This is a genomic window from Shimia sp. R10_1, from assembly GCF_017744095.1.
Classification (GTDB): Bacteria; Pseudomonadota; Alphaproteobacteria; order Rhodobacterales; family Rhodobacteraceae; genus Shimia.
Window position 1 is genome coordinate 162702 of record NZ_JAGHQX010000001.1, and the last position, 23801, is coordinate 186502.

The window sequence follows — 23801 nt, forward strand, 5'->3', positions numbered from 1 at the left end:
GATGGCCGAGCTGAAAAATATCGAGGTGCGCGGGGCGCGCGAGCACAATCTGAAATCCATTGATGTGGATATTCCGCGCGATCAGCTGGTGGTGATCACTGGCCTGTCGGGCTCCGGCAAATCCTCGCTGGCCTTTGACACGATTTATGCGGAAGGGCAGCGGCGCTATGTGGAAAGCCTGAGCGCCTATGCGCGCCAGTTCCTTGATATGATGGAAAAGCCGGATGTGGATCACATCAGCGGGCTGTCTCCGGCGATTTCGATTGAGCAGAAGACGACCTCCAAGAACCCGCGCTCCACTGTCGGCACGGTGACGGAGATTTATGACTATCTGCGTCTGCTGTTTGCTCGTGTGGGTACGCCGTATTCCCCTGCCACCGGCCTGCCTATTGAGGCGCAGCAGGTGCAGGACATGGTGGATCGCATCATGGGGCTTGAAGATGGCACGCGCGGCTATCTGCTGGCGCCGATTGTGCGCGACCGCAAAGGTGAATACCGCAAGGAGTTCCTTGAGCTGCGCAAGCAGGGCTTTCAGCGGGTGAAGGTGGATGGGGAGTTCTATGAGCTCGATACGCCGCCGACGCTGGATAAGAAATTCCGCCATGACATCGACGTGGTGGTAGACCGTCTGGTGGTGCGCGAGGGTATGGAGACCCGGCTGGCGGACAGCCTGCGCACCGCGCTTGATCTGGCCGATGGCATTGCCGTGCTGGAGACCGCACCGAAGGAAGGCGACCCGGAGCGGATCACATTCAGTGAGAAATTTGCCTGTCCGGTCAGCGGGTTCACCATCCCTGAGATTGAGCCACGGCTGTTTTCCTTCAACGCGCCGTTTGGGGCCTGCCCGGATTGTGACGGGTTGGGCAAAGAGCTGTTCTTTGATGAGCGGCTGGTGGTCCCAGATGCCACGCTGAAAGTCTATGACGGGGCGTTGGCACCGTGGCGGAAGGGCAAATCGCCGTACTTCCTGCAGACCATTGAAAGCCTCGCCAAACACTACGGGTTTGACAAAAACACTCCGTGGAAAGATCTGGACAAGAAGGTTCAGCAGGTCTTTCTGTATGGCTCTGGCGATGAGGAAATCGAGTTCCGCTATGACGAAGGCGGGCGCGTTTATCAGGTGACGCGGGTGTTTGAGGGCGTGATCCCCAATATGGAGCGCCGCTATCGGGAGACCGACAGCAACTGGATCCGCGAAGAGTTTGAGAACTATCAGAACAACCGCCCCTGTGGGGCCTGTCGCGGCCATCGGTTGCGCGAAGAGGCGCTGGCGGTTCGAATTGCAGAGAAACATGTGGGCCATGTGGTGCAGCTGTCGATCCGCGAGGCGCTGGCCTGGATTGAGAGCGTGCCCGAAAGCCTGACGCCGCAGCGGCAAGAGATCGCGCGTGCGATTGTGAAGGAAATTCAGGAGCGGCTTGGCTTCCTGAACAACGTGGGATTGGAATACCTTACGTTGTCGCGCAACAGCGGCACCCTGTCGGGTGGAGAGAGCCAGCGGATCCGACTTGCGAGCCAGATCGGCTCTGGCCTGACTGGCGTTTTGTATGTGCTGGATGAGCCGTCGATTGGTTTGCATCAGCGTGACAATGACCGGCTGCTGACCACGCTGAAAAACCTGCGCGATCAGGGCAATACGGTGATTGTGGTGGAGCATGACGAAGAGGCGGTGCGTGAAGCGGACTATGTCTTTGACATCGGCCCGGGCGCCGGGGTGCATGGCGGGCAGGTTGTTTCGAAGGGTACGCCTGCGGATATTGCCGCTGATCCCAAATCGCTGACCGGGCAGTATCTGTCGGGCGCGCGAGAGATTGCGGTGCCCACGGAGCGGCGCGAGGGCAATGGCAAGACCGTGAGCGTGGTGAAGGCCACGGGCAACAACCTCAAGAAAGTGACTGCGGACTTCCCATTGGGCAAATTTGTCTGTGTGACCGGGGTGTCCGGTGGGGGCAAGTCGACGCTGACCATCGAGACGCTGTTTAAAACCGCCTCCATGCGCCTGAATGGCGCGCGTCAGACGCCTGCGCCTTGTGAGACCATCAAGGGGCTTGAGCATCTGGACAAGGTGATCGACATTGACCAGCGGCCGATCGGGCGCACGCCACGGTCAAATCCTGCGACCTATACCGGGGCGTTCACGCCGATCCGCGATTGGTTTGCCGGGCTGCCGGAGGCCAAGGCGCGCGGCTATAAGCCGGGGCGGTTCAGCTTCAACGTGAAAGGCGGGCGCTGTGAGGCCTGTCAGGGTGACGGGGTCATCAAGATCGAGATGCACTTCCTGCCAGACGTCTATGTAGAATGTGAGACCTGCAAAGGCGCGCGCTACAACCGCGAGACGCTGGAGATCAAGTTCAAGGGCAAGAGCATTGCCGATGTGCTGGACATGACCGTGGAAGAGGCGCAGGAGTTCTTCAAAGCGGTGCCGAGCATTCGTGACAAGATGGATGCGCTGATGCGGGTTGGTCTGGGCTATATTAAGGTGGGCCAGCAGGCGACGACCCTGTCCGGTGGTGAGGCGCAGCGGGTGAAGCTCTCCAAGGAATTGGCGAAACGCTCCACCGGGCGCACGCTGTATATTCTGGATGAACCGACCACGGGTCTGCATTTTGAAGATGTGCGTAAGCTTTTGGAAGTGCTGCATGAATTGGTGGATCAGGGCAATACGGTTGTGGTGATTGAGCACAATCTGGATGTGGTGAAAACCGCAGACCATATCATTGATATTGGTCCGGAAGGCGGCGATGGCGGCGGTAAGATTGTGGCCAAAGGCACGCCCGAAAAGGTCGCCAAGGTTGCGGCCAGCCATACGGGGCGCTATCTGAAGGATATGCTGGCGCCGAAGAAGAAAGTGGCGGCGGAGTAAGGCTGGCAAGGTTCGTCAGGGGGCGCTAGGCCGCCATCAACGCGCGCGCCTCATAGCTGCGTAGGCTCGGGCGAGCGGAAATGTCGCCTAGGGCGATGCCGCGGCGGTTCATCACTGCGCGCAGAGAGCGGTTGGCGATTGGATCAAAGCTGCGCAGCGTTTGCATGCCGGGTTGAAAGCTCTCGCTCCATTGGCCTTCGGAGAGGAGCAGCTCATGCTGGGACATGAGGATGTGGAAATAGGTGACGGGTGTGGTGCCAGCGCAGATGGTGACATCACATCCGTCGACGAGGTCTTTGGCCTTGATCAGGACTTCGTCGCAGCCAAACAGCAGTTCGGCGCGCGCGCCACAGATCAGCACACGATGTTGCGGGGACACCACCAGATCGCGGTGATTGTCCAGCACACCGGCCTTGATGCGGATCGGCAAGGACTCCGGGCGAGGCGGCATTTCGGACTTTCCAATCCAGGCAATGGGTTGAAGGCCGGAATCTAGTGTTTCCACCAGCATGCCGGCGCGCAGATTTTCGACCAGAATATCGCCCTCTGCGGTGCGGATCAGGGTGCCGGGGGTGAAACAGGGGGGGCGCTGTTCAATTTCCACCAAAGCGGTGTCGGTTTTCCCCGCGGAATCCTGAATGGTGTAGTTGAAGTAGACGGTTTCTGTATCGGTGTCGGCATCCACTGTGAGGGTGCCATCCGGGTTCAGGGTCACCTCCTGACCTGTGTCCAGTATAACGCTGTTGGGCAGGCCAGAGCTGGGATCTGCGCTGACGGGAATGCCATTGATATGAGTGATGGTCAGGGTGGGGCCAGCGGTGGAGTTGTCGTTGCCCAGCACGTTGAGGGTCTTGCTGCCGCCAAATTTGATCGAAACCTCATCGTCCTGTGCGACGATGGCGGTCTGCACCGAGCCGCCAGCGATCAGGAGATTGGAGTCATAGCGGCTGTCAGTGGCATCGGCGATGCCGATGATCAGTTGGTTGAGCCCATCCTGAAGCGGCGCCACAAAGGTCAGCGTGACGGTGAAGCCGTCCATTTCAGTGTTGAATTGATCGCCGCTGTTGTCGACGTAGATGTTTTCATTGGCGTCATTGATATTGCCCACGGTGGCAGAGCCATCGCCGACGGAGATCTGTGCCTCAACCCCGTTTATCCAAACGCCGATGGCGTCATTGTAGCTGAGAAATTCTGGGTATTCTTCGGAGGAGAGCACAAAGTCGATGGTGAGCAGTTCGCCAGCGGAGCCATTGAAGTCAATGACCATGTAGGCGGCGTCAAAGGTGCTGGTGCCTGCGGCGGCGTTAAACAGGGCGTTGTTGTCCTGTCCCGTGGTGTTGGTGGAGGTGTCTGAACGCTGGTTTGTGTTTGTGCTGCCGTCGCTGTTGGTGAAGTCTCTGGCATAGCCGGTGGAGAGGATGACCCCGCTGTCAGCCGGTGCGACGCCGGGACTGGTGCTGTCGGCGCCGGAATAGATGCCGGAGCTGAGCGTGTCACCGAAGTACTGCGAAGAGACGATGCGAGACGGATCGCCGAAGATTTCGGCGGCCATGGCATCGGGCGATGCCGATGTGTTGATGTTCAGTTCCGTTGCGATCGCCATGGCTTGCCCCTTCCGATGGTTTGCTCTTGCGCCGGTGCTGTATTTGTTTCCGAACTGGCAACAACTGGTGGCGTTCAAAAGAGGCGTAAAAGGGGCAAAGGTGAGGTGATATTAACCAAAAGTAGGTGCAGAGTACGCATTCTTGGCTGTGGCGATGTGGCTGTGAGACAAAGAAAAACCGCGCCAAAGAGGCGCGGCTGTTAACTCTATTGTTTCTGGACACGTGGGTTCTATTAACCACGGCTCCGTTTCTCAAAGCGGGGCAACATGGCGGAGAAATCGGTGCCAAGGCCGCCTTCGTTTTCCACAAATTGCTCATACAGTGCGACGGCGGCCTGACCCATGGGGGTGTCTGCATCGGCGCTTTCGGCGGCCTGTTGTGACAGGCGCAGATCTTTGAGCATGAGCTCTGAGGCAAAGCCGGGCTGGTAGTTATTGTCGGCGGGCGACTGTGGTCCGACGCCGGGGGCTGGGCAGTAGGCATTCATCGTCCAGCTATAGCCGGAGGAGGTGGATACCACGTCAAACATGGATTGGCGATCAAGCCCGAGCTTGTCGGCCAGCGCGAAGGCTTCGCAGGTGGCGATCATGGTCACGCCAAGGATCATGTTGTTGCAGATCTTGGCGGCCTGACCGGCGCCAGCCTCGCCGCAATGCACAGCCTTTTGGCCCATGATGTCAAACAGCGGATTGGCTTTGGCAAAGGCCTCCTTGGAGCCACCAGCCATGAAGGTGAGCGTGCCGCCAGCGGCACCGCCGACACCGCCAGACACTGGCGCATCTACGGGCAGCAAGCCAGCGGTGGCGGCGTGTTCGGCCACCGCGCGGGCGCTGTCCACATCCACGGTGGAGCAATCCACAAAGCCCGAGCCAGGGGACATCACCGGAATGATCTCTGCTGCGACGCTGCGCAGGATGGCGCCGTTGGGCAGCATGGTGATGACCACATCCGCGCCCGTGGCGACTGCCGCTGCGCTGTCGGCCATGGTGACGCCCTCAATCGCAACATCCGCCATATCAAAGCCTGTGACCTGATGGCCGGCTTTGGCCAGATTGGCGGCCATTGGTCCGCCCATGTTGCCCAGTCCAATAAATCCGATTTTCATGGCGTTGGTTCCTCTTTTTCAAATGTCAGCCTGTCTGCGCCGAGTGGCAGCACCATATTGGTGACGGCCATGGGCGGCAGGGCGTCCAATGTATGTTTCCAGTGCGGATTGCGGTCTTTGTCGATGATTTGCGCGCGAATGCCTTCCAGAAAATCGCCGTGCTCCATGGCGCGGAAGGTGAAGCGGTATTCCTGATCGAGTGCAAAGCGGATCTCTGGCGTGCCGCGCACACGGTGAATGAGCTCAAGCGCGGCCCCCATGGCGATGGGGGAGTTGCGTGTGAGTTTCTTAAGCGTGTCTTGGGAAAAGGCGCTGTCATCGTTTTGCAGAGAGGTGAGAATGTCGCTCAGGCGCTCACCGCCAAAATGGGTGCTGATCTGAGCGGTTTGCTGGGCGATCGCGCCGGGAGCGAGGTCTTGCGCGGCGGCGTCGATCAGGGACCAGTCGCCGGTTTCCTCTAACTGCACAATAAGGGCGGGCCATTTTTCTTCGGGGATGTAGTAGTCCGCAAAACCGGCGTGGAGCGCATCTGCCGCGGCGAGCCTTGCGGCGGTGAGGCCGAGGTATTCGCCCAGTCGACCCGGCGCCTGAGCTAAGATCAGAGAGCCGCCCACGTCCGGCACAAGACCGATTCCAACCTCGGGCATGGCGATCTGGCTGCTGTCACCCACAACACGGTGGGAGCCGTGACAGCCGACGCCCACGCCGCCGCCCATGGTGAACCCCTGCATGAAGCTGGCCACGGGTTTGGGAAACTCAAACAGTTTGGCATTCATGCGGTATTCATCGGCCCAGAACTTACGCCCATATGCGTAGTCCCCGTTCATCCCGGTTTTGTAGAGCTCTGCAATGTCACCGCCTGCGCAGAAGGCTTTGTCGCCCTCTGCATCAATCACGATCATCTTGATGGCGTCATTTTCGCGCCAAGCGTCGAGCGCGTTTTCTATGGCGATGCACATGTCATAAGACAGAGCGTTGAGCGCTTTGGTGCGGGTGAAGGTGATGCGACCTGTGTGGCCCGCGATGCGGATGTGGATGTCAGACACCTCTGTGCTCCGTCCTTGAGTTACGCCGCAATCATCTGGCGGGAGATGATCAGGCGCATGATTTCGTTTGTGCCTTCCAAAATCTGATGCACGCGCAGGTCGCGGACGATTTTTTCGATGCCGTAGTCTGCGAGATAGCCGTAGCCGCCGTGCAGTTGCAAACAGCCGTTGGCCACGTCAAAGGACACATCGGTCACCATGAGTTTGGCCATGGCGCAGAATTTGGTGGCGTCGTGGTCGCCGTTGTCGAGTTTCCATGCGGCCTGACGCAGGAAGGTGCGGGCGGCTTGCAGCTTGGTTTCGTATTCGGCGAGGCGGAACTGCAGCGCCTGAAACTGGTTGATGGATTTGCCGAAGGCTTTGCGCTCTGACATGTATTGCACGGTCATATCGAGCGCCTTCTGCGCGCCGCCAAGGGCGGAGGCGGAAATATTGAGGCGCCCGCCATCCAGACCGTTCATGGCGTAGCTGAAGCCTTTGCCTTCTTCGCCGATCAGGTTGTCCGCGGGCACTTTGCAGTCGTCAAACTGAACTTGAGATGTCGGCTGGGCAAGCCAGCCCATTTTCTTTTCCAATGCGCCAAAAGACAGGCCGTCGGTGCCGTCCTCAACGACCACGGTGGAGATGCCTTTGGGGCCGTCCTCGCCGGTGCGCACCATGCAGACATAGGCATCAGAATAAGAGCCGCCGGAGATGAAGGCTTTGGTTCCGTTGAGGATATAGCCCTCGTTGCTGCGCTCCGCGCGGGTTTTCAGGGCGGAGGCGTCAGAACCTGAGCCGGGCTCCGTCAGGCAATAGGAGAAGACTTTGTTCATGGCGCAGAGGTCGGGCAGCCATTTCTGTTTGGTCTCCTCAGAGCCGAATTTGTCGATCATGCCGCCACACATGTTGTGGATCGACAGGAAGGAGCCGACAGAGGGGCAGGACATGGCGAGGGCTTCAAACACCAGCGTTGCGTCAAGGCGCGAGAGGCCGGAGCCGCCGTAGGCCTCAGACACATAGATGCCACCCAGACCCAGCTCTGCGATTTGTGGCCAGAGGGTTTTGGGGATGGTGCCTGCGGCTTCCCAGTCTTGGGCGAAGGGGGCGATGTGCTCTTCGCCAAAACCTTGGGCCATGTCAAAGATCAGGGTTTGTTCTTCGGTCAGTGCAAAATCCATGTCTCTTCCTCTGCGCGCAATATCGGGCGGCGTAATGTGACGGCAAAGCAGGCTGAAGGCGCGATGAAAGGGCGCGCGCTTCGCGGCCTCCCTTCCGCGAATTGAACAGGTGTTAAATTAACACCGTTGCCGCGCCATTGCAAAGGAAGAAAGCGGCAAGATCGCCCGGATCACACCGCGATTATGCAGAGTGGTTTTGCAAAAATGTCTGAACTGATGTGTCAGGCCGTCCGGCTGAGAAGCTGGCTGATGGAGTCATGCGGGATGCCCAATATAGACAGAGCGGGTTGTTCACTTTCTTGAACCATCGGGACAACAGCGGGGAAAGGCTCCCAACTGCGCAGTGCGATGCGCGCGAGTTTCTGGCCAACCAACGTTGGGGCGAGATAAACGATGAGGGTCTGCGCATTCTGGCCGGTGAAGGCTTCGGCCTTTTGCGCCTGTGCCTGCATCAGTTGTACGTAGTCTTCATCCCAGCCGGTCAGCTCTGTGAGATCGACCAATTGTTTCTGTCCGGGGCGAAACTCTGGGTGGCTTGCATATTCAGCAAAAGCGGTCAGCGTGTCTGACATGATCGCATGTCCCTGATATCGCACATAAACCACGCCAATTGAGGACAGAATTCTGAAAGAGACCGACATATTTTCCTCATGTTACCCCAAAAAAAGGGGCAGCAATGCCGCCCCTTTCGGTACATGAGCACAAGTTGGATTGGGGATCAATCCATCGCTTTGAAGTTCAGCGCCGCACCGTCTTTGATGCCGGAGAACCAGCGGGAGGTGACCTTTTTGGTCTGGGTGTAGAACTTGAACGCGTCGGGGCCGTATTGGTCCAGATCGCCGAAGCCGGATTTTTTCCAGCCGCCGAAGGAGAAGTAAGACAGCGGAACCGGGATCGGGAAGTTCACGCCAACCATGCCAACGTTTACACGGTTCACAAAGTCGCGGGCCACGTCACCGTCACCGGTGTAGATCGCCGTGCCGTTGCCGTATTCATTGTCCATGACCAGCTGCAGCGCGTCTTCGTAGTTGTCCTGACGCACCATGGACAGAACTGGGCCAAAGATCTCTTCTTTGTAGATGTCCATGTCTGGGGTCACGTTGTCAAACAGGGTCGGGCCAACAAAGTAGCCGTCCTCGTAGCCCTGAATGTTCAGGCCACGGCCGTCTGTCAGCAGTGTCGCACCCTGATCAACACCCGAGGTGATCAGACCTTCGATGCGGTCTTTGGCCTGAGCGGTGATCACCGGGCCGTAGTCCACATCGTCGCCACCGGTGTATGGGGCCACTTTCAGGCTCTCGATTTTTGGAACCAGACGCTCGACCAGCGCGTCAGCAGTGCCTTTGCCAACTGGAACCGCAACAGAGATCGCCATGCAGCGTTCGCCAGCTGCGCCAAAGCCTGCGCCAACCAGCGCGTCTGCGGCTTTGTCCATGTCCGCGTCGGGCATGATGATCATGTGGTTTTTCGCGCCGCCGAAACACTGCGCGCGCTTGCCGTTTGCGGCGGCACGACCGTAGATGTATTGCGCGATCGGGGTGGAACCCACAAAGCCAACGGCCTGAATGGTTTCGTTGTCGAGGATCGCGTCAACGCATTCTTTGTCGCCGTGCACAACCTGCACAACACCATCGGGCAGGCCTGCTTCTTTGAACAGCTCGACCAGACGCATCGCGGTGTTTGGGGTGCGCTCAGAGGGCTTCAGGATGATGGCATTGCCGCAGGACACTGCAGGTGACATTTTCCACAGAGGGATCATCGCAGGGAAGTTGAACGGGGTGATGCCCGCAACAACGCCCAGAGGCTGACGGATGGAATAGAGGTCGATGCCGGGGCCTGCGTCGCCAACAAACTCGCCTTTGTTCATGGCTGGTGCGCCCATGCAGACTTCTACAACTTCCAGACCACGCTGGATGTCGCCTTTGGCGTCGGGCAGGGTTTTGCCGTGTTCTTTGGACAAGATTTCTGCCAGCTCGTCCATGTGTTCGTTGATCAGCGCACCGAACTTCATGAAGATGCGTGCGCGACGCTGCGGGTTTACCTTGGCCCATTCCTTTTGCGCGACAGCCGCTTTTGCGACAGCTGCGTCCAGTTCAGCTGGGGTTGCCAGTGGCACCTTGCTGATGATTTCGCCAGTGGCAGGGTTGCGGGCTTCGGCAAAGCGGCCGGATGTGCCTTTGACGTGCTCGCCGTTGATGTAGTGAGACAACTCTTGCATTGCTTCCTCCAAAAAAGATTGGGGTGACAATAGGCTTGCAAAAATGTGCGGAAAAGAGACAAGTGTTCAAAACTGTTTTGCAAAAATGCAGGAGCGTGTGCGATGGTGCAGTGGGATGACATGCGGGTTTTTCTGGCGGTGGCACGGGAGGAAAGCCTGTCTGCGGCGGGACGCCGTCTGAAGGTCGATCCCGCCACGGTGGGGCGGCGGGTTGCGCGGCTTGAAACCGTGTTTGAGGCGCCTTTGTTTGTGAAGTCGCCAACGGGATATGCGCTGACGGATGCCGGGCAGCGGCTGATGGGGCATGCACTGCGTGTGGAGCAGAGCCTGCAGGAAGCCACGGAAGAAATGGTGGGGCAAAGCACTGGATTGTCAGGGCAAATTCGCATTGGTGCACCGGATGGGGTGGCAAACTTTTTGTTGCCACAGGTGTGCGCGCGCATTGCCAGGGACAACCCTGATCTCGACATTCAGATTGTGGCGCTGCCCCGTGTGGTGAGCCTGTCACGGCGTGAAGCGGATCTGGTGGTGGCGGTCAGTGCGCCAACGGCCGGTCGGCTGACCGTTCAAAAAATCACAGATTACAAATTGCACTTGGGCGCAGCAGAAGCCTATCTGCAAAGCCAGCCTGTGATCACCGAGGTCTCAGATCTGAGCGCGCATCTGGTGACGGGGTACATTCCGGATATGATTTTTGACAAAGAGCTCGACTATCTGAGTGAAGTCGGGGTGGAGCGGGTGCGGCTCGCTTCCAACTCTGCCTCTGTGCAGTTCAATTGGGTGCGCACAGGATCCGGCATTGGCGTGGTGCATGATTTTGCCATTCCTTCAGCGCGCGGCGTGGTGAAAGTGCTGCCGGAACAGATCTCATTGACGCGCAGCTTCTATTTGATCCGGCATGCAGATGATCGCCGCTTGGAACGGCTGAACCGTTTTTCCGAAGCACTCTGTGATGGCATGCGCGAGGAGGTGGCGCGTTTGGAAGCGCAAACTTGACATGAGCGGAGGCAGCGGCAACGCTGAGACTTATTTAAGCGCTTTCGGAGGGTTCGTATGCTTGTACATCAGATTTTGAAGTCAAAAGGCTCTGAAGGTGTGTTGACGGTCAAGCCGGGGACATTGATATCTGAGGCGGCGAAAATCCTTTCAGATAAAGGGATTGGCACGGTGATTGTGTCTGAAGACGGGGCGGTGCCGCTGGGGATTTTGTCAGAGCGAGACATTGTGCGGGAGCTGGCGCGGCGCGGCATTGAGTGTTTGTCTGCAAAAATTGATGACTATATGACCACCGAGCTTGTGACCTGTGGGCGCAACGATGACGCGGTGACTGTGCTTGAAAAAATGACAACAGGTCGGTTTCGCCACATGCCGGTGCTGGAAGATGGTGCGCTGGTGGGGCTGATTTCCCTTGGCGACACGGTGAAAGCCCGATTGTCTGAGTTGGCCATGGAGAAAGAGGCCCTGGAAGGGATGATCATGGGGCATTGAGGCCCTGTTCTTGTTGTGCCGCGACGTCTCTGCACCGCAGAAATACCCATCCTTCAAACTCTGCTTGCAAATTGCTGCGCAATAATGTTGCGTGCGCCCAAGACTACGGGAGACTGTCATGCGCACCGCTCTATATCCAGGCACGTTTGACCCTATCACATTGGGGCATATTGATATTATTCGTCGCGCCACGCAATTGGTGGACCGGCTGGTGATTGGCGTTGCGATCAATCGCGACAAGGGACCGTTGTTTTCGCTCGAAGAGCGGGTCGCGATGATCGAAGGTGAATGCGCGCAGTTGGCGGATGAGACCGGCACCGAGATTGTTGTGCATCCGTTCGAAAATCTGCTGATCGATTGCGCCAAAGAAGCGGGCGCGCAGATCATTGTGCGCGGATTGCGGGCGGTGACAGATTTTGAATATGAATATCAGATGGTTGGCATGAATCGGGCTCTGGACAGCAGCATTGAGACGGTGTTTTTGATGGCTGACCTGAAGCATCAGGCGATTGCCTCAAAGCTGGTGAAAGAGATCGCGCGGCTGGATGGAGATGTGTCAAAGTTTGTGACACCTGCGGTAAATGAGGCGTTGCTGGAGCGGCTTGGCAAGAGCTGACGTGTTGCCGCATTAACGGATTTTCTCCTAAAAACTCAGCGTCTGTATTGCGTCTGTTTCCCGTCGGTATTGCGTCGGTGCGTTTGCGGTTTTGTCTGATCTTTAAAACGTCTAATGCAGCGCGCGCAGCAACGGGATGTTTGGCAACATCTGGAGTTCGTGGCCGATGTTGCGCCTGCTGAAGAGTTGGCTCTAGGAAATTCGCTGCAGATCGGGCATCAATCAACAAACACCCCAAAGCAGAGTTGGGGGCAAAGGAGAGGTGCAGATGGCTGGTGGATTGCTTGCGTTGTTGGATGATGTGGCGGGCATTGCCAAAGTGGCGGCGGCCTCAATCGATGATGTGGCGGCAGGTGCGGCCAAGGCGAGTGCCAAAGCCGCGGGTGCGGTGATTGATGACGCGGCCGTAACCCCCAAATATGTGCACGGGTTTGAAGCCAAACGCGAACTGCCGATCATTTGGAAGATTGCCAAAGGCTCAATCCGCAACAAGCTTTTGATTTTGTTGCCAGCGGCCTTGCTGCTGGCCAATTTTGCGCCTTGGGCGATTGCGCCGTTGTTGATGCTGGGTGGGGCCTATCTGTGCTTTGAGGGTGCGGAGAAGGTGGTGCATGCTTTTGCGCCCCATGAGGCACATCACGCAGCGGCAGAAGACGAGATCCCCGAGGATGTGGCGCATCTGGAAGAAAAGAAAGCGGCCGGGGCCATCAAGACGGATTTTATCCTGTCTGCGGAAATCATGACCATCATCCTGTCGGGCATTCCGGAGAGCAATTTCTGGATGGAAGCCTCCACGCTGGCGCTGGCCGGGGTGGGCATCACCGTGGCGGTCTATGGCTCTGTGGCGCTGATTGTGAAGATGGATGATGTGGGGCTGGCGATGTATGCGGGCGGGCGGCTGTCGTTGACGCGCGCGCTGGGGCGCGGCCTTGTGCGGGGCATGCCCTATTTCATGAAGCTGCTGACTCTGGTGGGAACGGCCGCCATGCTGTGGGTTGGTGGCTCGATCGTTGTGCATGGTCTGGAGGAGCTGGGTTTTGGCTGGCTGGGGCATCACATTCACGACTGGGCCTATGCGGTGGGGCATATGGTGCCTGCCGCCTATGAAGGCTTTGCGGAGTGGACAGCAAAGGCTGCGATGGATGGTGTCTTTGGGGTGCTTTTGGGCGCGGCGTTGATCCCTGTGGCCACAAAAGTCATTGGGCCGATTTGGGGTCGCCTGTTTGGGAGCGCGGGCGCAGAAGGATCGCACTGAGTGGCGGAGGACGACACGCGTCCCGTTATTCGGGAAGTGCGCCCTTGGTACCGCTGGATGAGGCTCGAAGAGGGTGTGTACCCCGAATTGAACGCGCGGCTGCTGCGTGTTCAGTCGACGCGGTTTCGGTTTGGCGAGCGCATGACATCGCAGGCGCGTTCGCTGCCCGAAATAGACGTCATCTTGCGTATGCGGCTGGCAATCGGTGATGCCGCCACCAAGCGGTCGCGGCATTGGCCCGGACGTTTGTACAATGCTGTTGTCGGTGAAAGCGCGCGGTACAGCCGTTTTAATGGGCATGAGGTGCGTGATGTCCTCAGCGCGATTGGCGCTGAGACGGAAGGTTTGGTTGATCCGAATGGGACGTATGATCTTCGCCTAGATTTTCTGCGTGACATTCTTGTGCGGATTGCTGAAGAGAGAGGTTAGGGTGCCTTTCTCATCCTATGGATGACTGTCCTTTGCTTTTGCAAGGCTTTGCTTTCGATGGGCTAAGTTCACAACAGGTTTATTGCGCTGTTTGGTCTCGTTTGTGAGATGGCAGAGCCACTTGCACTCCCTTTGAAAGGTGACTAATTTTGTCGACAATGTGATTCAGTGGAGTCACGAATGTCAGCAAAGCCTTCCTCTGTGAATGCTAGCCAGAACGTTCTTCCGATACCGATACTTCGACGACGAATAGGAGAGCCGAATGGCCACCATAGCTGCTGTTTCCCCGCAGGACATCAGGGACGCCCGCAAGGAGCATGACAAACTGCGCGAGCGCGATCTGGCAGACAAGCTTGGCATTTCCGAAGCGCATCTGGTTGCCGCGCATGTTGGGCAGGGTGTGACCCGCCTTCAGGCGGATATTGATGCGTTGTTTGCTTCGTTTGAGCGGCTGGGAGAAGTGATGGCGCTGACCCGCAACCCATCCTGTGTGATTGAAAAAGTTGGTCAATACGCCAATTACACGCCGGGGCCACATGCCTCTATGGTGGTGAACGAAGAGATTGACCTGCGGATGTTTGGCAGCCACTGGGTGCATGCCTTTGCCGTTGAGAAAGTGACCGACAAGGGCACAAAGCGGTCTATTCAGGTGTTTGATGCGGCGGGTGATGCTGTGCACAAAGTGCATTTGCGCGATGCCTCTGTCCTGGAAGAATGGGACAGCATCGTCGATGCGTTGAAAAGTGCAGATCAGGGTGACGAGATCACCACAGAGGCGCGCAAGCCAGTGGACGGCCCCAAAGGCGATCCTGAGAAAGCTGACAAGCTGCGCACGGAATGGGACAAGATGTCAGACACCCATCAGTTTCTGATCATGACCCGCAAGATGAAGATGAACCGGCTTGGGGCCTATCGCATTGCGGGCGCGCCTTATGCCCGTCGCATTGCACCAAAATCGGTGGAAACGCTGCTGCACCGTGCGGCAGAGAAGACCGTGCCGATCATGATTTTTGTCGGCAATGCGGGCTGTATCGAAATCCACACCGGTCCCGTGTCTCGGATTGTCGACATGGGCCCTTGGATCAATGTTCTGGATCCTGGCCACGATCTGCACCTGCGCAAGGATCACATTGCGGAGGTCTATGCTGTCACCAAGAGCACGCGGCGTGGGCCGGCGATTTCGGTTGAGGCGTTTGACGCAGAAGGCATGTTGATTGCGCAATTCTTTGGGGTGACCAAAGACCCAGAGGCGGCAGCGGCATGGGCGGCGTTGATTGCAGAGCTTGAAGCGGATTTTGCGGAGCTTGCAGCATGATGAAACTGAGTGGGATCTCCATCACGCAGGGCGCAATGGCGGGGGCTTTGGCCCTGCTGCTGAGCACAACTTTGCGGGCAGATGAGCCTGCGCAGCGGATTGTCTCTGTTGGCGGTGCGGTGACAGAAATTGTCTATGCGCTGGAAGAAGGCGACCGGCTGGTTGCGCGCGACACCACCTCCAACTACCCGGCAGAGGCACGCGATTTGCCGAATGTCGGCTATATCCGCCGTCTGTCAGCGGAGGGTGTGCTGTCGGTCAACCCAGACTTGATCCTGAGCGAAGCGGGCGCGGGCCCGCTGGAAACCATGGAGCTGCTGCGAGAGGCGGCGATCCCGGTCGCTGAAGTCAACGAAGGCTTCACACGCGAGGCGGTCAGCCAGAAGATCATGACCGTGGCTGACGTGCTTGGCGTGCCTGAGAAAGGCGCGGCGCTGGCGCAAGAAACCGATGCGGCGATTGCTGAGGCGCTGGCCAAGGTGGATACCGCAAACCGGCCGAAAGTGTTGTTCATTCTGTCCACCGCCGGTGGGCGCGTGATGGCGGCAGGCACCAACACCAGCGCGGGCGCGATCATTGAGCTGGCTGGCGGCGAAAACGCAGCGACCGGCTTTGAGGGCTTTAAGCCGATGACCGATGAGGCGATTGCCACCAGTGGTGCGGAAGTGATCCTGATGATGGATCGGCGCGATGATCACGGGGCCTCTAACGACCAGCTGCGTGCCCATCCGGCGATTGGTCAGACCCCTGCGGCGCTGAACGATGCCATCGTGCGGATGGACGGCATGTTGCTGCTGGGCTTCTCTGTGCGCACTGGGCAGGCGATCTCTGAGCTTGCAGACGCGTTGGTGGATGTCCAGAGCTGATGGCTTATGCAGGAGTTTCATCCGCAGCTGATGCCACGGAGGGGGACCGCAGTCAGACCGCGCATCGGCTGACCTATGTGTTGCTTGGGGTGCTTGCGGTTGCCATGCTGGCCTCGCTGGCAATTGGTGCCTCTGGCACGTCGCTGTGGCAGGCATTGTGGGATGTGGCACGCGGGGCGGAGCTGTCGCTGCGCGACCGTGTGGTTCTGTTTGACATTCGTCTGCCACGTACGTTGATGGCCGCGGCTGTGGGCGCGGCGCTGGCAGTCTCAGGCGCGATGATGCAGGGGCTGTTTCGCAACCCGCTGGCGGATCCGGGGCTGATTGGCGTGAGCGCCGGTGCCGGGTTTGGCGCGATTGTTGCGATTGTGCTGGGCGGGATGCTGCCTTTGGCGCTGAGCGACGCGCTGGGATATTGTCTGGTGCCGGTGGCGGCGTTTCTGGGCAGCTGGGCCACGACACTCATTCTTTATCGCGTGTCCACGCGCAAGGGGCGTACATCGGTGGCCACCATGCTGCTGGCTGGAATTGGGCTTGGTGCGCTGACTGGGGCGGTGTCTGGCATTCTGATCTACATCGCAGATGATGCGCAGCTGCGTACGCTGACCTTCTGGGGCATGGGCTCGGTTGCGGGGGCGACCTGGTCCAAATTCTGGACGGCCGTGCCGTTGATTGCGGCGGCGATTCTCACTATTCCCTTTATTGCTAGAGGGTTAAACGGGCTGGCGCTGGGTGAGGCGGCGGCGAGCCATATGGGCATTGATGTGCAGCGCACCAAAAATGTGGCAATCCTTGCAGTGGCGGCGGCGGTTGGCGCTGCGGTGGCGGTGAGCGGTGGTATTGGTTTTGTCGGCATTGTGGTGCCGCATCTGCTGCGCCTCGCGGTGGGGCCGGACCACACCTATCTGCTACGCAATTCGGCGCTGCTGGGGGCGGCGTTGCTGCTGGTGGCGGATATCATCAGCCGGATGATCATTGCGCCTGCAGAACTGCCGATTGGCATCATCATGGCCGTCATCGGTGGGCCGTTCTTCCTTTGGATTTTGCTGCGGCGTCGCGGCATCGTGGATATGTAAGCCATGTTGAAAGCCGAAAACATCACTGTGTCGTTTGGCCGCCGTGAGGTGCTGCATGACGTGTCCTTTGCGGCCAAGCCCGGCGCGCTGACCGCGATTGTCGGGCCGAATGGATCTGGCAAGACCACCTTGCTCAAGGCGATGATTGGCGAAGTGGCACATGGGGGCACGGTGCGGCTCAATGACGTGGATATTGCGCGTGCCAAACCCTGGGAGCTTGCGGCGATGCGTGGCGTGCTGCCACAGGCGACGCCGCTGGCCTTTCCTTTCACTGTGGCCGAGGTTGTGCGCCTTGGGCTGATGAATGGCACATCCGGTGGGAAAACCCAGCTGGTGCCAGCCGCGCTCGCGCGTGTGGGGCTGGGGGGCTATGCCGCGCGCTATTATCAGGAGCTGTCGGGTGGCGAGCAGCAACGTGTGCAGCTCGCGCGCGTGCTCACGCAGGTGTGGGAGCCCACACAGGACGGTGCGCCGCGCTGGTTGTTTCTGGATGAGCCGGTGTCTGCACTCGATATTGGGCATCAGCTGCTGGTGATGCAGATTGCCCGTGATTTTGCGGATGCGGGGGGCGGCGTGGTGGCGGTGATGCATGATCTGAACCTCACCGCGATGTATGCTGATGAGGTTGCATTGATCAGTGATGGCCGCGTTCTGGCGCAGGGCGCGTCTGAGGCGGTGTTCACTGATGACTTGCTGAGCAAAGCTTACCACTGCCGGGTGCAGGTCAACACGACGCCGCGCTCTGGCACGTTTTTGCTGCCGCATGTGGCACAGGCTGGGGCGGCCTGATTTCGGGCTATGCCTCTGATGCGGCGGCACCTTTTTGAATGGTGAAAAACAGGGTGCCGTCTGATTCACTCATGCCAAGAAACTGATGGCCCGCTTCGTTGCAGAAATGCGGCACGTCCACGATGGCGGCAGGGTCATCCGCGATGAGCTGCACCTTGGCGCCATCTTTGAGAGGTTCCATACGTTTGCGCAGGCGCAAGACGGGCAGGGGGCACAAGAGGCCGAGAGCGTCGATTTCCAAATCCATAAAATCACATAAGCGCGATGTTTCGGTGTGTCCACAAGGTTGTTACCGAAGCATGGGTGACCTTGGGCGAGAGATGACCTAAGTGTGGCAACATGTTTGGAATTGATATCATCGACGCAGGGCTGCTCCCTGCCATGTTCGTGGCGCTGATGGCGGGGACCATCTCGTTTCTGAGCCCCTGTGTGCTGCCGATTGTGCCGCCCTATCTTGCCTATATGAGCGGCATGAGTATGTCGGAGATGACGACGCAGCAGGAAGCGCGGCGCAAAGTGATCCTGACCGCACTGTTCTTTGTGCTGGGGCTGTCCACTGTGTTCCTGTTCCTTGGGTTCACGGCCTCTGCCTTTGGCGCGTTTTTCCTGCAGAATCAGGAGCTTTTCAGCAAGATCGCGGGCGGCATCGTGATTGTATTTGGCCTGCACTTCCTGAACGTCTTCCGCATTCCCTTCCTAGACCGGGAGGCCCGGATTGAGACCGGAGATTCTGGCGGATCGGCTTTTGGGGCCTATGTTCTGGGGCTGGCCTTTGCCTTTGGCTGGACGCCCTGCATTGGGCCACAGCTGGGTGCGATTCTGTCGATTGCGGCGAGCGAAGCCTCTATCACGCGCGGGACCGTGCTGCTGGGGGTATATGCCGCAGGGCTGGGCATTCCGTTCCTGCTGGCGGCGGTGTTCCTCAATCGTGCGATGGGCGTGATGAACAAAATCAAGCCGCATATGGGCACAATTGAAAAAGTGATGGGCGGGCTGCTGTTGTTTGTCGGCGTGATGCTGGTGACCGGAGCATTCTCCACCTTCTCTTTCTGGCTGCTGGAAACCTTCCCGGCACTTGCAACACTCGGATAAGACTTAATTTTGCCGAACTGAGGGGCTATGCTCTCTTCAAAGGAGAGAGCAGCCCATGGGTGAGACCCCCCAACACCAGAGCGTGCGCAAGCGCCGTGTGTTTTACATTCCCGGATATGACCCGATCCACCCGCGCCGCTACCGCGAGCTTTATCGCAAAGAGGGCGCGGCGCAGGCGGATGTTTCGGGCTATGCGCTGACGCTTTCCCCGAAAAAACCGGGTGCTGGGCCGTTTGGCTGGCATGTGAATGGATGCTTTCAAGGTATTGAAAGTGAGGCAGATTTTGAGGTTTTGATCTGGTCCGATATTGTCAAGGACAGCATGGATCAGGGGATTGCGGCAACTTACGTGCAGCTTGTGCGCACGGCCTGGGTCTACATCGGCAGTGGGGCGCTGTGGCGTCTGATGAAACTGCGCAAAGGCCCTGTGATTGCCGCGCTTTATCCGGTGATCTTCCTGATTTTGCAGCTGATGTTTGCCTTGGCTGTGGCCTGGGGCATTGGGGCGCTGCTCGCGCTTGTATTGCCGTGGTGGAGCAAGCTGTTGGGTCTTCTGGTGGTGGTGCCAATCCTCAAGTGGTTTCAAAAGCACGACGGGAAGGTTTTTGCCTATTACTTGATGCATGACTACGCCTATTCGGCGGCCACGAAAGGCGCGAATGCGCCAGAGCTTGAGGCGCGGATTGAGACGTTTAAAGACCGCATCGCAGAAGCGCTGACAAGTGATTGTGAGGAAGTTCTGGTGGTGGGCCATTCCAGCGGGGCGCATCTGGCGGTATCGGTGTTGTCCGATCTGATCCGCGATGGTCTGTTGCCCCAAGATGGGCCGAGGTTGGCGTTTCTGTCGCTTGGACAGGTTGTGCCTATGGTGTCTTTCCTGCGTGATTCCAATCGGTTGCGGAGGGATCTTACATATCTGTGTCAGCGGGAGGACATCACTTGGGTGGATGTGACCGCGCCCGGAGATGGCTGTGCCTTTGCCCTGTGTGATCCTGTGTCGGTGACGGGCGTGGCGCCAGAGCGTGGCAAGCGCTGGCCGCTGGTGGTGTCAGCGGCGTTTACGCAGACGTTGAGTGAGGCGCGGTGGAAAGAGCTGCGCTGGCGATTTTTTCGGCTGCATTTTCAATATCTTTGCGCCTTTGATCGGCCGGGAGACTATGACTATTTTCAAATCACGGCTGGGCCGATGAGCTTGGCAGAGCGATATGAGGGGCGACAGCCGTCGAAATCGCGGATTGAGACGCCGGTGAACCGATACACACAGGGGGCGCAATGATCCCGCCCAAACCCACACCGCGGCCGGACAAAGTCTCGCTGCGCCAGTATGTTCGGCTGTTTCGGCAGGATTTGCTCTCGGCACAGCCACAGCGGCTGTATCGTGCGTGGATGGCAGAATTTCGCACGCCGTTTTTCCGCTCCTATATGATCAATCAGCCGTCTCTGATCCAGACGGTGCTGAAAGAGCGGCCGGATGATTTCCCAAAGTCGGAGCGGGTGAGCGAGGGCTTGCGGCCGTTGCTGGGGCAATCTGTGTTTTTGACCAATGGCGAGACGTGGAAGCGGCAGCGGCGGATTATTGACCCGGCGTTTGAAGGGGGGCGGCTGCGTGACACCTTTCCTGCGATGTGGGCGGCAGCGGAGTCTGCGGTGGCGCGGATCGACAAGCGCGTTGATCAAGATATTGAAATAGAAGAAGAAACCAGCCACGCGGCGGCGGATGTTATTTTTCGCACGCTGTTTTCGATCCCGATCGAACATAAAGTGGCTGGGCAGGTTTTCAGCGAATTTCGCAGCTATCAGCGCAGTGCGCCGATTGTGAACCTGGGGGCGTTTTTGCCTCTGCCGCGTTGGTTTCCGAGGTTTTTTCGCAAAGACACCAAACGCACTGCTGCCAGCATTCGGGCTTTGATTACGGGGCTGACTGAGGCGCGTATGGCGGCGATTGACGCCGGGACGGCGCCCAATGATCTGGCCACCAAGATCATGACAACGGTGGATCCTGAAACAGGAAACCCGTTTGATACCAATGAGATGGTCGATCAGGTGGCGATCTTCTTTCTGGCTGGGCATGAGACCAGCGCCTCTGCTTTGGCCTGGGCGCTGTATCTATGTGCGCTTTATCCCGAGTGGCAGGAGAAGATTGCAGAGGAAGCGCAGGGATTGGAGGCGGATTTTGCAGCGATCAGCCGCCTGAAAATCAGTCGGGACGTGTTCCGTGAAGCGCTGCGGCTCTATCCACCGGTGCCGATGATGGTGCGGGAATCCACGTGCCCGGAACAGTTTCGGGATCGGGAGATTCGTGAAGGATCTCAGATTGTTATCTCCCCCTGGCACTTGCACCGGCAGGAGCGGATTTGGGACAATCCAGATGGGTTTGACCCAACGCGCTGGCAGACGGAGAACGGCAAGACATGTGCGCGGGAGGCTTATGTGCCTTTCTCGGCGGGGGCACGGGTTTGTACCGGTGCGGGCTTTGCCATGGTCGAAGGGGTGCTGATGCTCTCGATGATCTTGAAGCATTTCCGACTGACGCCTGTGGGGGCGCCACCCGTGCCGATTGCCCATCTGACGGTGCGGTCGCGCGATGGTATTAACCTGCGGATCGAACGGCGCAGGTGAAGCGGGAGAGAGGGGCGCTGCCCCTGACACCGCAAGCGGTGTCCACCCCGGGATATTTCAAGAATGAGAAACCGGGGTGTGTTTTGTACTTAGCCCGATCGCTCAGGCCCGATATCGTTGGTCAGTCACGCTGCGGGCGCAGGGGGAGGCGCGCCTGTGATCACTTGCTCTCTTCATACCACCAGACGCTGGGCAGCCATTCGACGCCGTCGCCATAAATGGGGAGGGTGTCTGGGAAATGTAGGTTCTTGTCATGCGCGACGCGGCCCACGGCATAGTTCCAGATCGGGATCACATAGCGGCCCGTGCTGAGCACGCGATCCAGTGCGCGGGTGGCGGCGATGAAATCTTCCTGTGAATTGGCGGTCAGCATTTCGGTGATCATAGCGTCAATGGCCGGTGACTGGACGCCCATGAAGTTGCGCGAGCCGTTCTGCTCTGCTGCGTCAGAGCCCCAATAGAGGCGCTGTTCATTGCCAGGGCTGAGGGAGAGGGCGCGGCGGTAGTTGGTGATGTCAAAATCAAAAGCGCCGGTGCGCTGCTTGTATTGTGCGCCATCCACCAGTGTAACGGCGACATCAATGCCGAGCGCCTCCAGCGCCTTTTTGTAGATGTCGATGATGGCCTTGTTCTCGGTGTCGCCTTGCGTGAGCAGGATCTCCAAGGTGAGGTCTTCGCCAGCGCTGTTTTGCATTTTGCCGTCGACCACGCTGTAGCCTGCGGCCTCCATCAGCGACATGGCCTTGCGCAGGTTTTTGCGGTTGCGCACAGAGCCATCTGATTCGGGCAGGCTGTAGCCCTCCAGCGCCTCAGCGGGCAGATCTGCGGCGAAAGGTGCCAACAGTTCTGCAACGCGGCCTGTGGCCGGGCCGTCTTGCATCCCAAGCAGAGAGCCAGAGAAGAAGGAGGTGATGCGCGGCTGACGCCCGCCTGTCATGGTGTCGTTGATGAATTCAAAGTTGAACACATGCATCAGCGCGTCGCGCACACGGATGTCATCGAGCGGCGCGCGGCGGGTGTTGAGCACCAGACCGGTGATGCCGGAGGGTTTTTCATGCGGGATTTCTGATTTCACCACATCGCCGGACTGGGCCAGCGGGAAGTCGTAGGCCGCTGCCCATTTTTCGGCGTTGAACTCGCGCACATAGGAAATTTCACCCGCTTTGAAGGCTTCAAACATCACAGAGGTGTCGCCGAAGAAATCAATTTTGATTTCGTCAAAGTTGTGTGTGCCATTGCGGAAAGGCAGGTCTGCGCCCCAGTAATTGTCATCACGGCTGAGCGTGACAAAGCGGCCTGCCTCAAAATCCGAGACCACATAGGGGGCCGTGCCCAAAGGGATGTCCTGCAAAGTGGTGTCTTCGAAGGATTTCCCGTCAAATTGCGCCTTCTTCAGAATGGGGCGCAGACCGGCGATAAGGGCGAGCTCACGATCATCAGTGTTGAAGGTGATGCGCACAGAACGCGGGCCTGTGGCTTTGATGCTGTCAACCTGTTGCCAGAACCCGAGATAGCGGGGGTGCCCGACGGTGCCGAGGGTTTCATAAGACCAGATCACATCTTCGACAGTGACCGGGGATCCATCAGAGAATCGCGCCTCTTCGCGCAGGGTAAATTCCACCCATGAGCGATCTTCTGGTGTCTCAATCGATTCGGCCAGGAGCCCGTAAAGGGCGAATGGTTCGTCCCAGTTGCGCCCCATGAGAGATTCGTAGGCAAAGAAGCGTAGCTGCCAGGGCACAGTGCCTTTGCGCACAAATGGGTTGAGGGAATCAAAGCTGCCGCCATTGCCGGTGACCACACGCCCGCCCTTTGGGGCCTCTGGGTTGGCATAGGGTAGGGACACAAAATCCTGTGGCAGGGCTGGGTCGCCATACATAGCGATGCCATGACGGGGCTCCGCATGGCTGGAAACCCCAATAAATGAGAGCGCAAGCACAGTGGCTGCGTGAGTGACTTTGGGGAAACTGATTGGTGCCATCGCCTGAACAATCCTATGGGTGGTTTCTTGTGGTTGTTCAAAAAGTAACGAGGGATTTGAGGCTTATCAAACTTTTAGCTTGGAGGTCGGCGCGAGAACGCTTATAACAAGATCACTGCTCGATAGGTTTCTTGCCTGTATGAAACCTGCCTCAATAACTTCACGCCCGCTTCGCGCGGGCGTTTTTTTTGGCTTACTGCCCGCCGTTTGAGCATGCAAATCACAAGGTCCGGAATGGGCGGTCTGCCGCCTACGTAAGACTACGGTGCAAGGTGGAAT

Annotated in this window: 21 protein-coding genes; 13 read left to right on the forward strand and 8 right to left on the reverse strand. The window is 58.4% G+C overall.

Annotated features, from left to right (window positions below; translation table 11 throughout):
• Position 1: 1 nt before the first annotated feature.
• Positions 2-2863 (forward strand): excinuclease ABC subunit UvrA, encoded by a 2862-nt coding sequence (uvrA, locus tag J7413_RS00730; RefSeq protein ID WP_209095493.1) that lies wholly within the window; start codon positions 2-4, stop codon positions 2861-2863.
• Positions 2864-2888: 25 nt separating this feature from the next.
• Here the strand turns inward: uvrA and J7413_RS00735 are convergent, their stop codons facing one another.
• The 6 genes from J7413_RS00735 to J7413_RS00760 form a co-directional block, all read right to left on the reverse strand.
• On the reverse strand, positions 2889-4466 hold the full coding sequence (locus tag J7413_RS00735) for a Hint domain-containing protein (protein ID WP_209095495.1): 1578 nt from the start codon (positions 4464-4466) through the stop codon (positions 2889-2891).
• A gap of 233 nt (positions 4467-4699) precedes the next feature.
• Positions 4700-5572 (reverse strand): 3-hydroxyisobutyrate dehydrogenase, encoded by an 873-nt coding sequence (mmsB, locus tag J7413_RS00740; protein ID WP_209095498.1) that lies wholly within the window; start codon positions 5570-5572, stop codon positions 4700-4702.
• Positions 5569-6618 carry an enoyl-CoA hydratase/isomerase family protein gene (locus J7413_RS00745; protein ID WP_209095499.1) on the reverse strand — a complete coding sequence of 350 codons (1050 nt, stop codon included), beginning with the start codon at positions 6616-6618 and terminating at the stop codon, positions 5569-5571. The genes mmsB and J7413_RS00745 overlap by 4 nt, the downstream gene beginning before the upstream one ends.
• Before the next feature lie 20 nt (positions 6619-6638).
• Positions 6639-7778: an acyl-CoA dehydrogenase family protein gene (locus J7413_RS00750; protein ID WP_209095500.1), complete on the reverse strand. Its 1140-nt coding sequence runs from the start codon at positions 7776-7778 to the stop codon at positions 6639-6641.
• A gap of 221 nt (positions 7779-7999) precedes the next feature.
• Positions 8000-8419 carry a hypothetical protein gene (locus tag J7413_RS00755; protein ID WP_209095501.1) on the reverse strand — a complete coding sequence of 140 codons (420 nt, stop codon included), beginning with the start codon at positions 8417-8419 and terminating at the stop codon, positions 8000-8002.
• A 77-nt stretch (positions 8420-8496) separates the two neighbouring features.
• Entirely contained in the window at positions 8497-9996 is a 1500-nt protein-coding gene (locus J7413_RS00760; RefSeq protein WP_209095502.1) for a CoA-acylating methylmalonate-semialdehyde dehydrogenase, read from the reverse strand.
• Positions 9997-10098: 102 nt separating this feature from the next.
• Here J7413_RS00760 and J7413_RS00765 point away from each other — a divergent pair, with 102 nt between their 5' ends.
• From J7413_RS00765 to J7413_RS00805, 9 genes are all read left to right on the forward strand, one after another.
• Positions 10099-10992: a LysR family transcriptional regulator gene (locus J7413_RS00765; RefSeq protein ID WP_209095503.1), complete on the forward strand. Its 894-nt coding sequence runs from the start codon at positions 10099-10101 to the stop codon at positions 10990-10992.
• Between the two features lie 57 nt (positions 10993-11049).
• Positions 11050-11484, forward strand: coding sequence for a CBS domain-containing protein (locus tag J7413_RS00770; protein ID WP_209095504.1), 435 nt, complete (start codon positions 11050-11052; stop codon positions 11482-11484).
• 118 nt (positions 11485-11602) lie between these two features.
• On the forward strand, positions 11603-12100 hold the full coding sequence (gene coaD, locus J7413_RS00775; protein ID WP_209095505.1) for a pantetheine-phosphate adenylyltransferase: 498 nt from the start codon (positions 11603-11605) through the stop codon (positions 12098-12100).
• Between the two features lie 268 nt (positions 12101-12368).
• A complete protein-coding gene (locus J7413_RS00780; protein WP_209095507.1) occupies positions 12369-13355 on the forward strand; it encodes a DUF808 domain-containing protein in 987 nt (328 codons plus the stop codon).
• A complete protein-coding gene (locus J7413_RS00785; protein ID WP_209095509.1) occupies positions 13356-13784 on the forward strand; it encodes a hypothetical protein in 429 nt (142 codons plus the stop codon).
• A 262-nt stretch (positions 13785-14046) separates the two neighbouring features.
• Complete coding sequence (locus J7413_RS00790) at positions 14047-15099, forward strand: ChuX/HutX family heme-like substrate-binding protein (RefSeq protein WP_209095511.1); 1053 nt, start codon at positions 14047-14049, stop codon at positions 15097-15099.
• Entirely contained in the window at positions 15096-15965 is an 870-nt protein-coding gene (locus J7413_RS00795) for a hemin ABC transporter substrate-binding protein (protein ID WP_247743272.1), read from the forward strand. Before J7413_RS00790 ends, J7413_RS00795 begins: the two co-directional genes overlap by 4 nt.
• On the forward strand, positions 15965-17041 hold the full coding sequence (locus J7413_RS00800) for an iron ABC transporter permease (RefSeq protein WP_209095513.1): 1077 nt from the start codon (positions 15965-15967) through the stop codon (positions 17039-17041). Before J7413_RS00795 ends, J7413_RS00800 begins: the two co-directional genes overlap by 1 nt.
• A 3-nt stretch (positions 17042-17044) precedes the next feature.
• Positions 17045-17830 (forward strand): heme ABC transporter ATP-binding protein, encoded by a 786-nt coding sequence (locus J7413_RS00805; RefSeq protein WP_209095515.1) that lies wholly within the window; start codon positions 17045-17047, stop codon positions 17828-17830.
• Between the two features lie 7 nt (positions 17831-17837).
• Here the strand turns inward: J7413_RS00805 and J7413_RS00810 are convergent, their stop codons facing one another.
• Positions 17838-18077, reverse strand: a complete 240-nt coding sequence (locus J7413_RS00810; protein WP_209095517.1) for a sulfurtransferase TusA family protein — start codon at positions 18075-18077, stop codon at positions 17838-17840.
• Between the two features lie 92 nt (positions 18078-18169).
• On the opposite strand from J7413_RS00810, the gene J7413_RS00815 reads away from it, so the two are divergent.
• Genes J7413_RS00815 through J7413_RS00825 form a run of 3 tightly spaced genes read left to right on the forward strand, consistent with a single transcriptional unit; the run spans position 18170 to position 21541 of the window.
• Entirely contained in the window at positions 18170-18922 is a 753-nt protein-coding gene (locus J7413_RS00815; protein WP_209095519.1) for a cytochrome c biogenesis protein CcdA, read from the forward strand.
• Positions 18923-18977: 55 nt separating this feature from the next.
• Positions 18978-20198 (forward strand): hypothetical protein, encoded by a 1221-nt coding sequence (locus tag J7413_RS00820; RefSeq protein ID WP_209095521.1) that lies wholly within the window; start codon positions 18978-18980, stop codon positions 20196-20198.
• Positions 20195-21541 (forward strand): cytochrome P450, encoded by a 1347-nt coding sequence (locus tag J7413_RS00825; RefSeq protein WP_209095523.1) that lies wholly within the window; start codon positions 20195-20197, stop codon positions 21539-21541. Before J7413_RS00820 ends, J7413_RS00825 begins: the two co-directional genes overlap by 4 nt.
• Before the next feature lie 160 nt (positions 21542-21701).
• On the opposite strand, the gene J7413_RS00830 is transcribed toward J7413_RS00825, so the two are convergent.
• Positions 21702-23420, reverse strand: a complete 1719-nt coding sequence (locus J7413_RS00830) for an extracellular solute-binding protein (RefSeq protein WP_209096706.1) — start codon at positions 23418-23420, stop codon at positions 21702-21704.
• Positions 23421-23801: the final 381 nt, after the last annotated feature.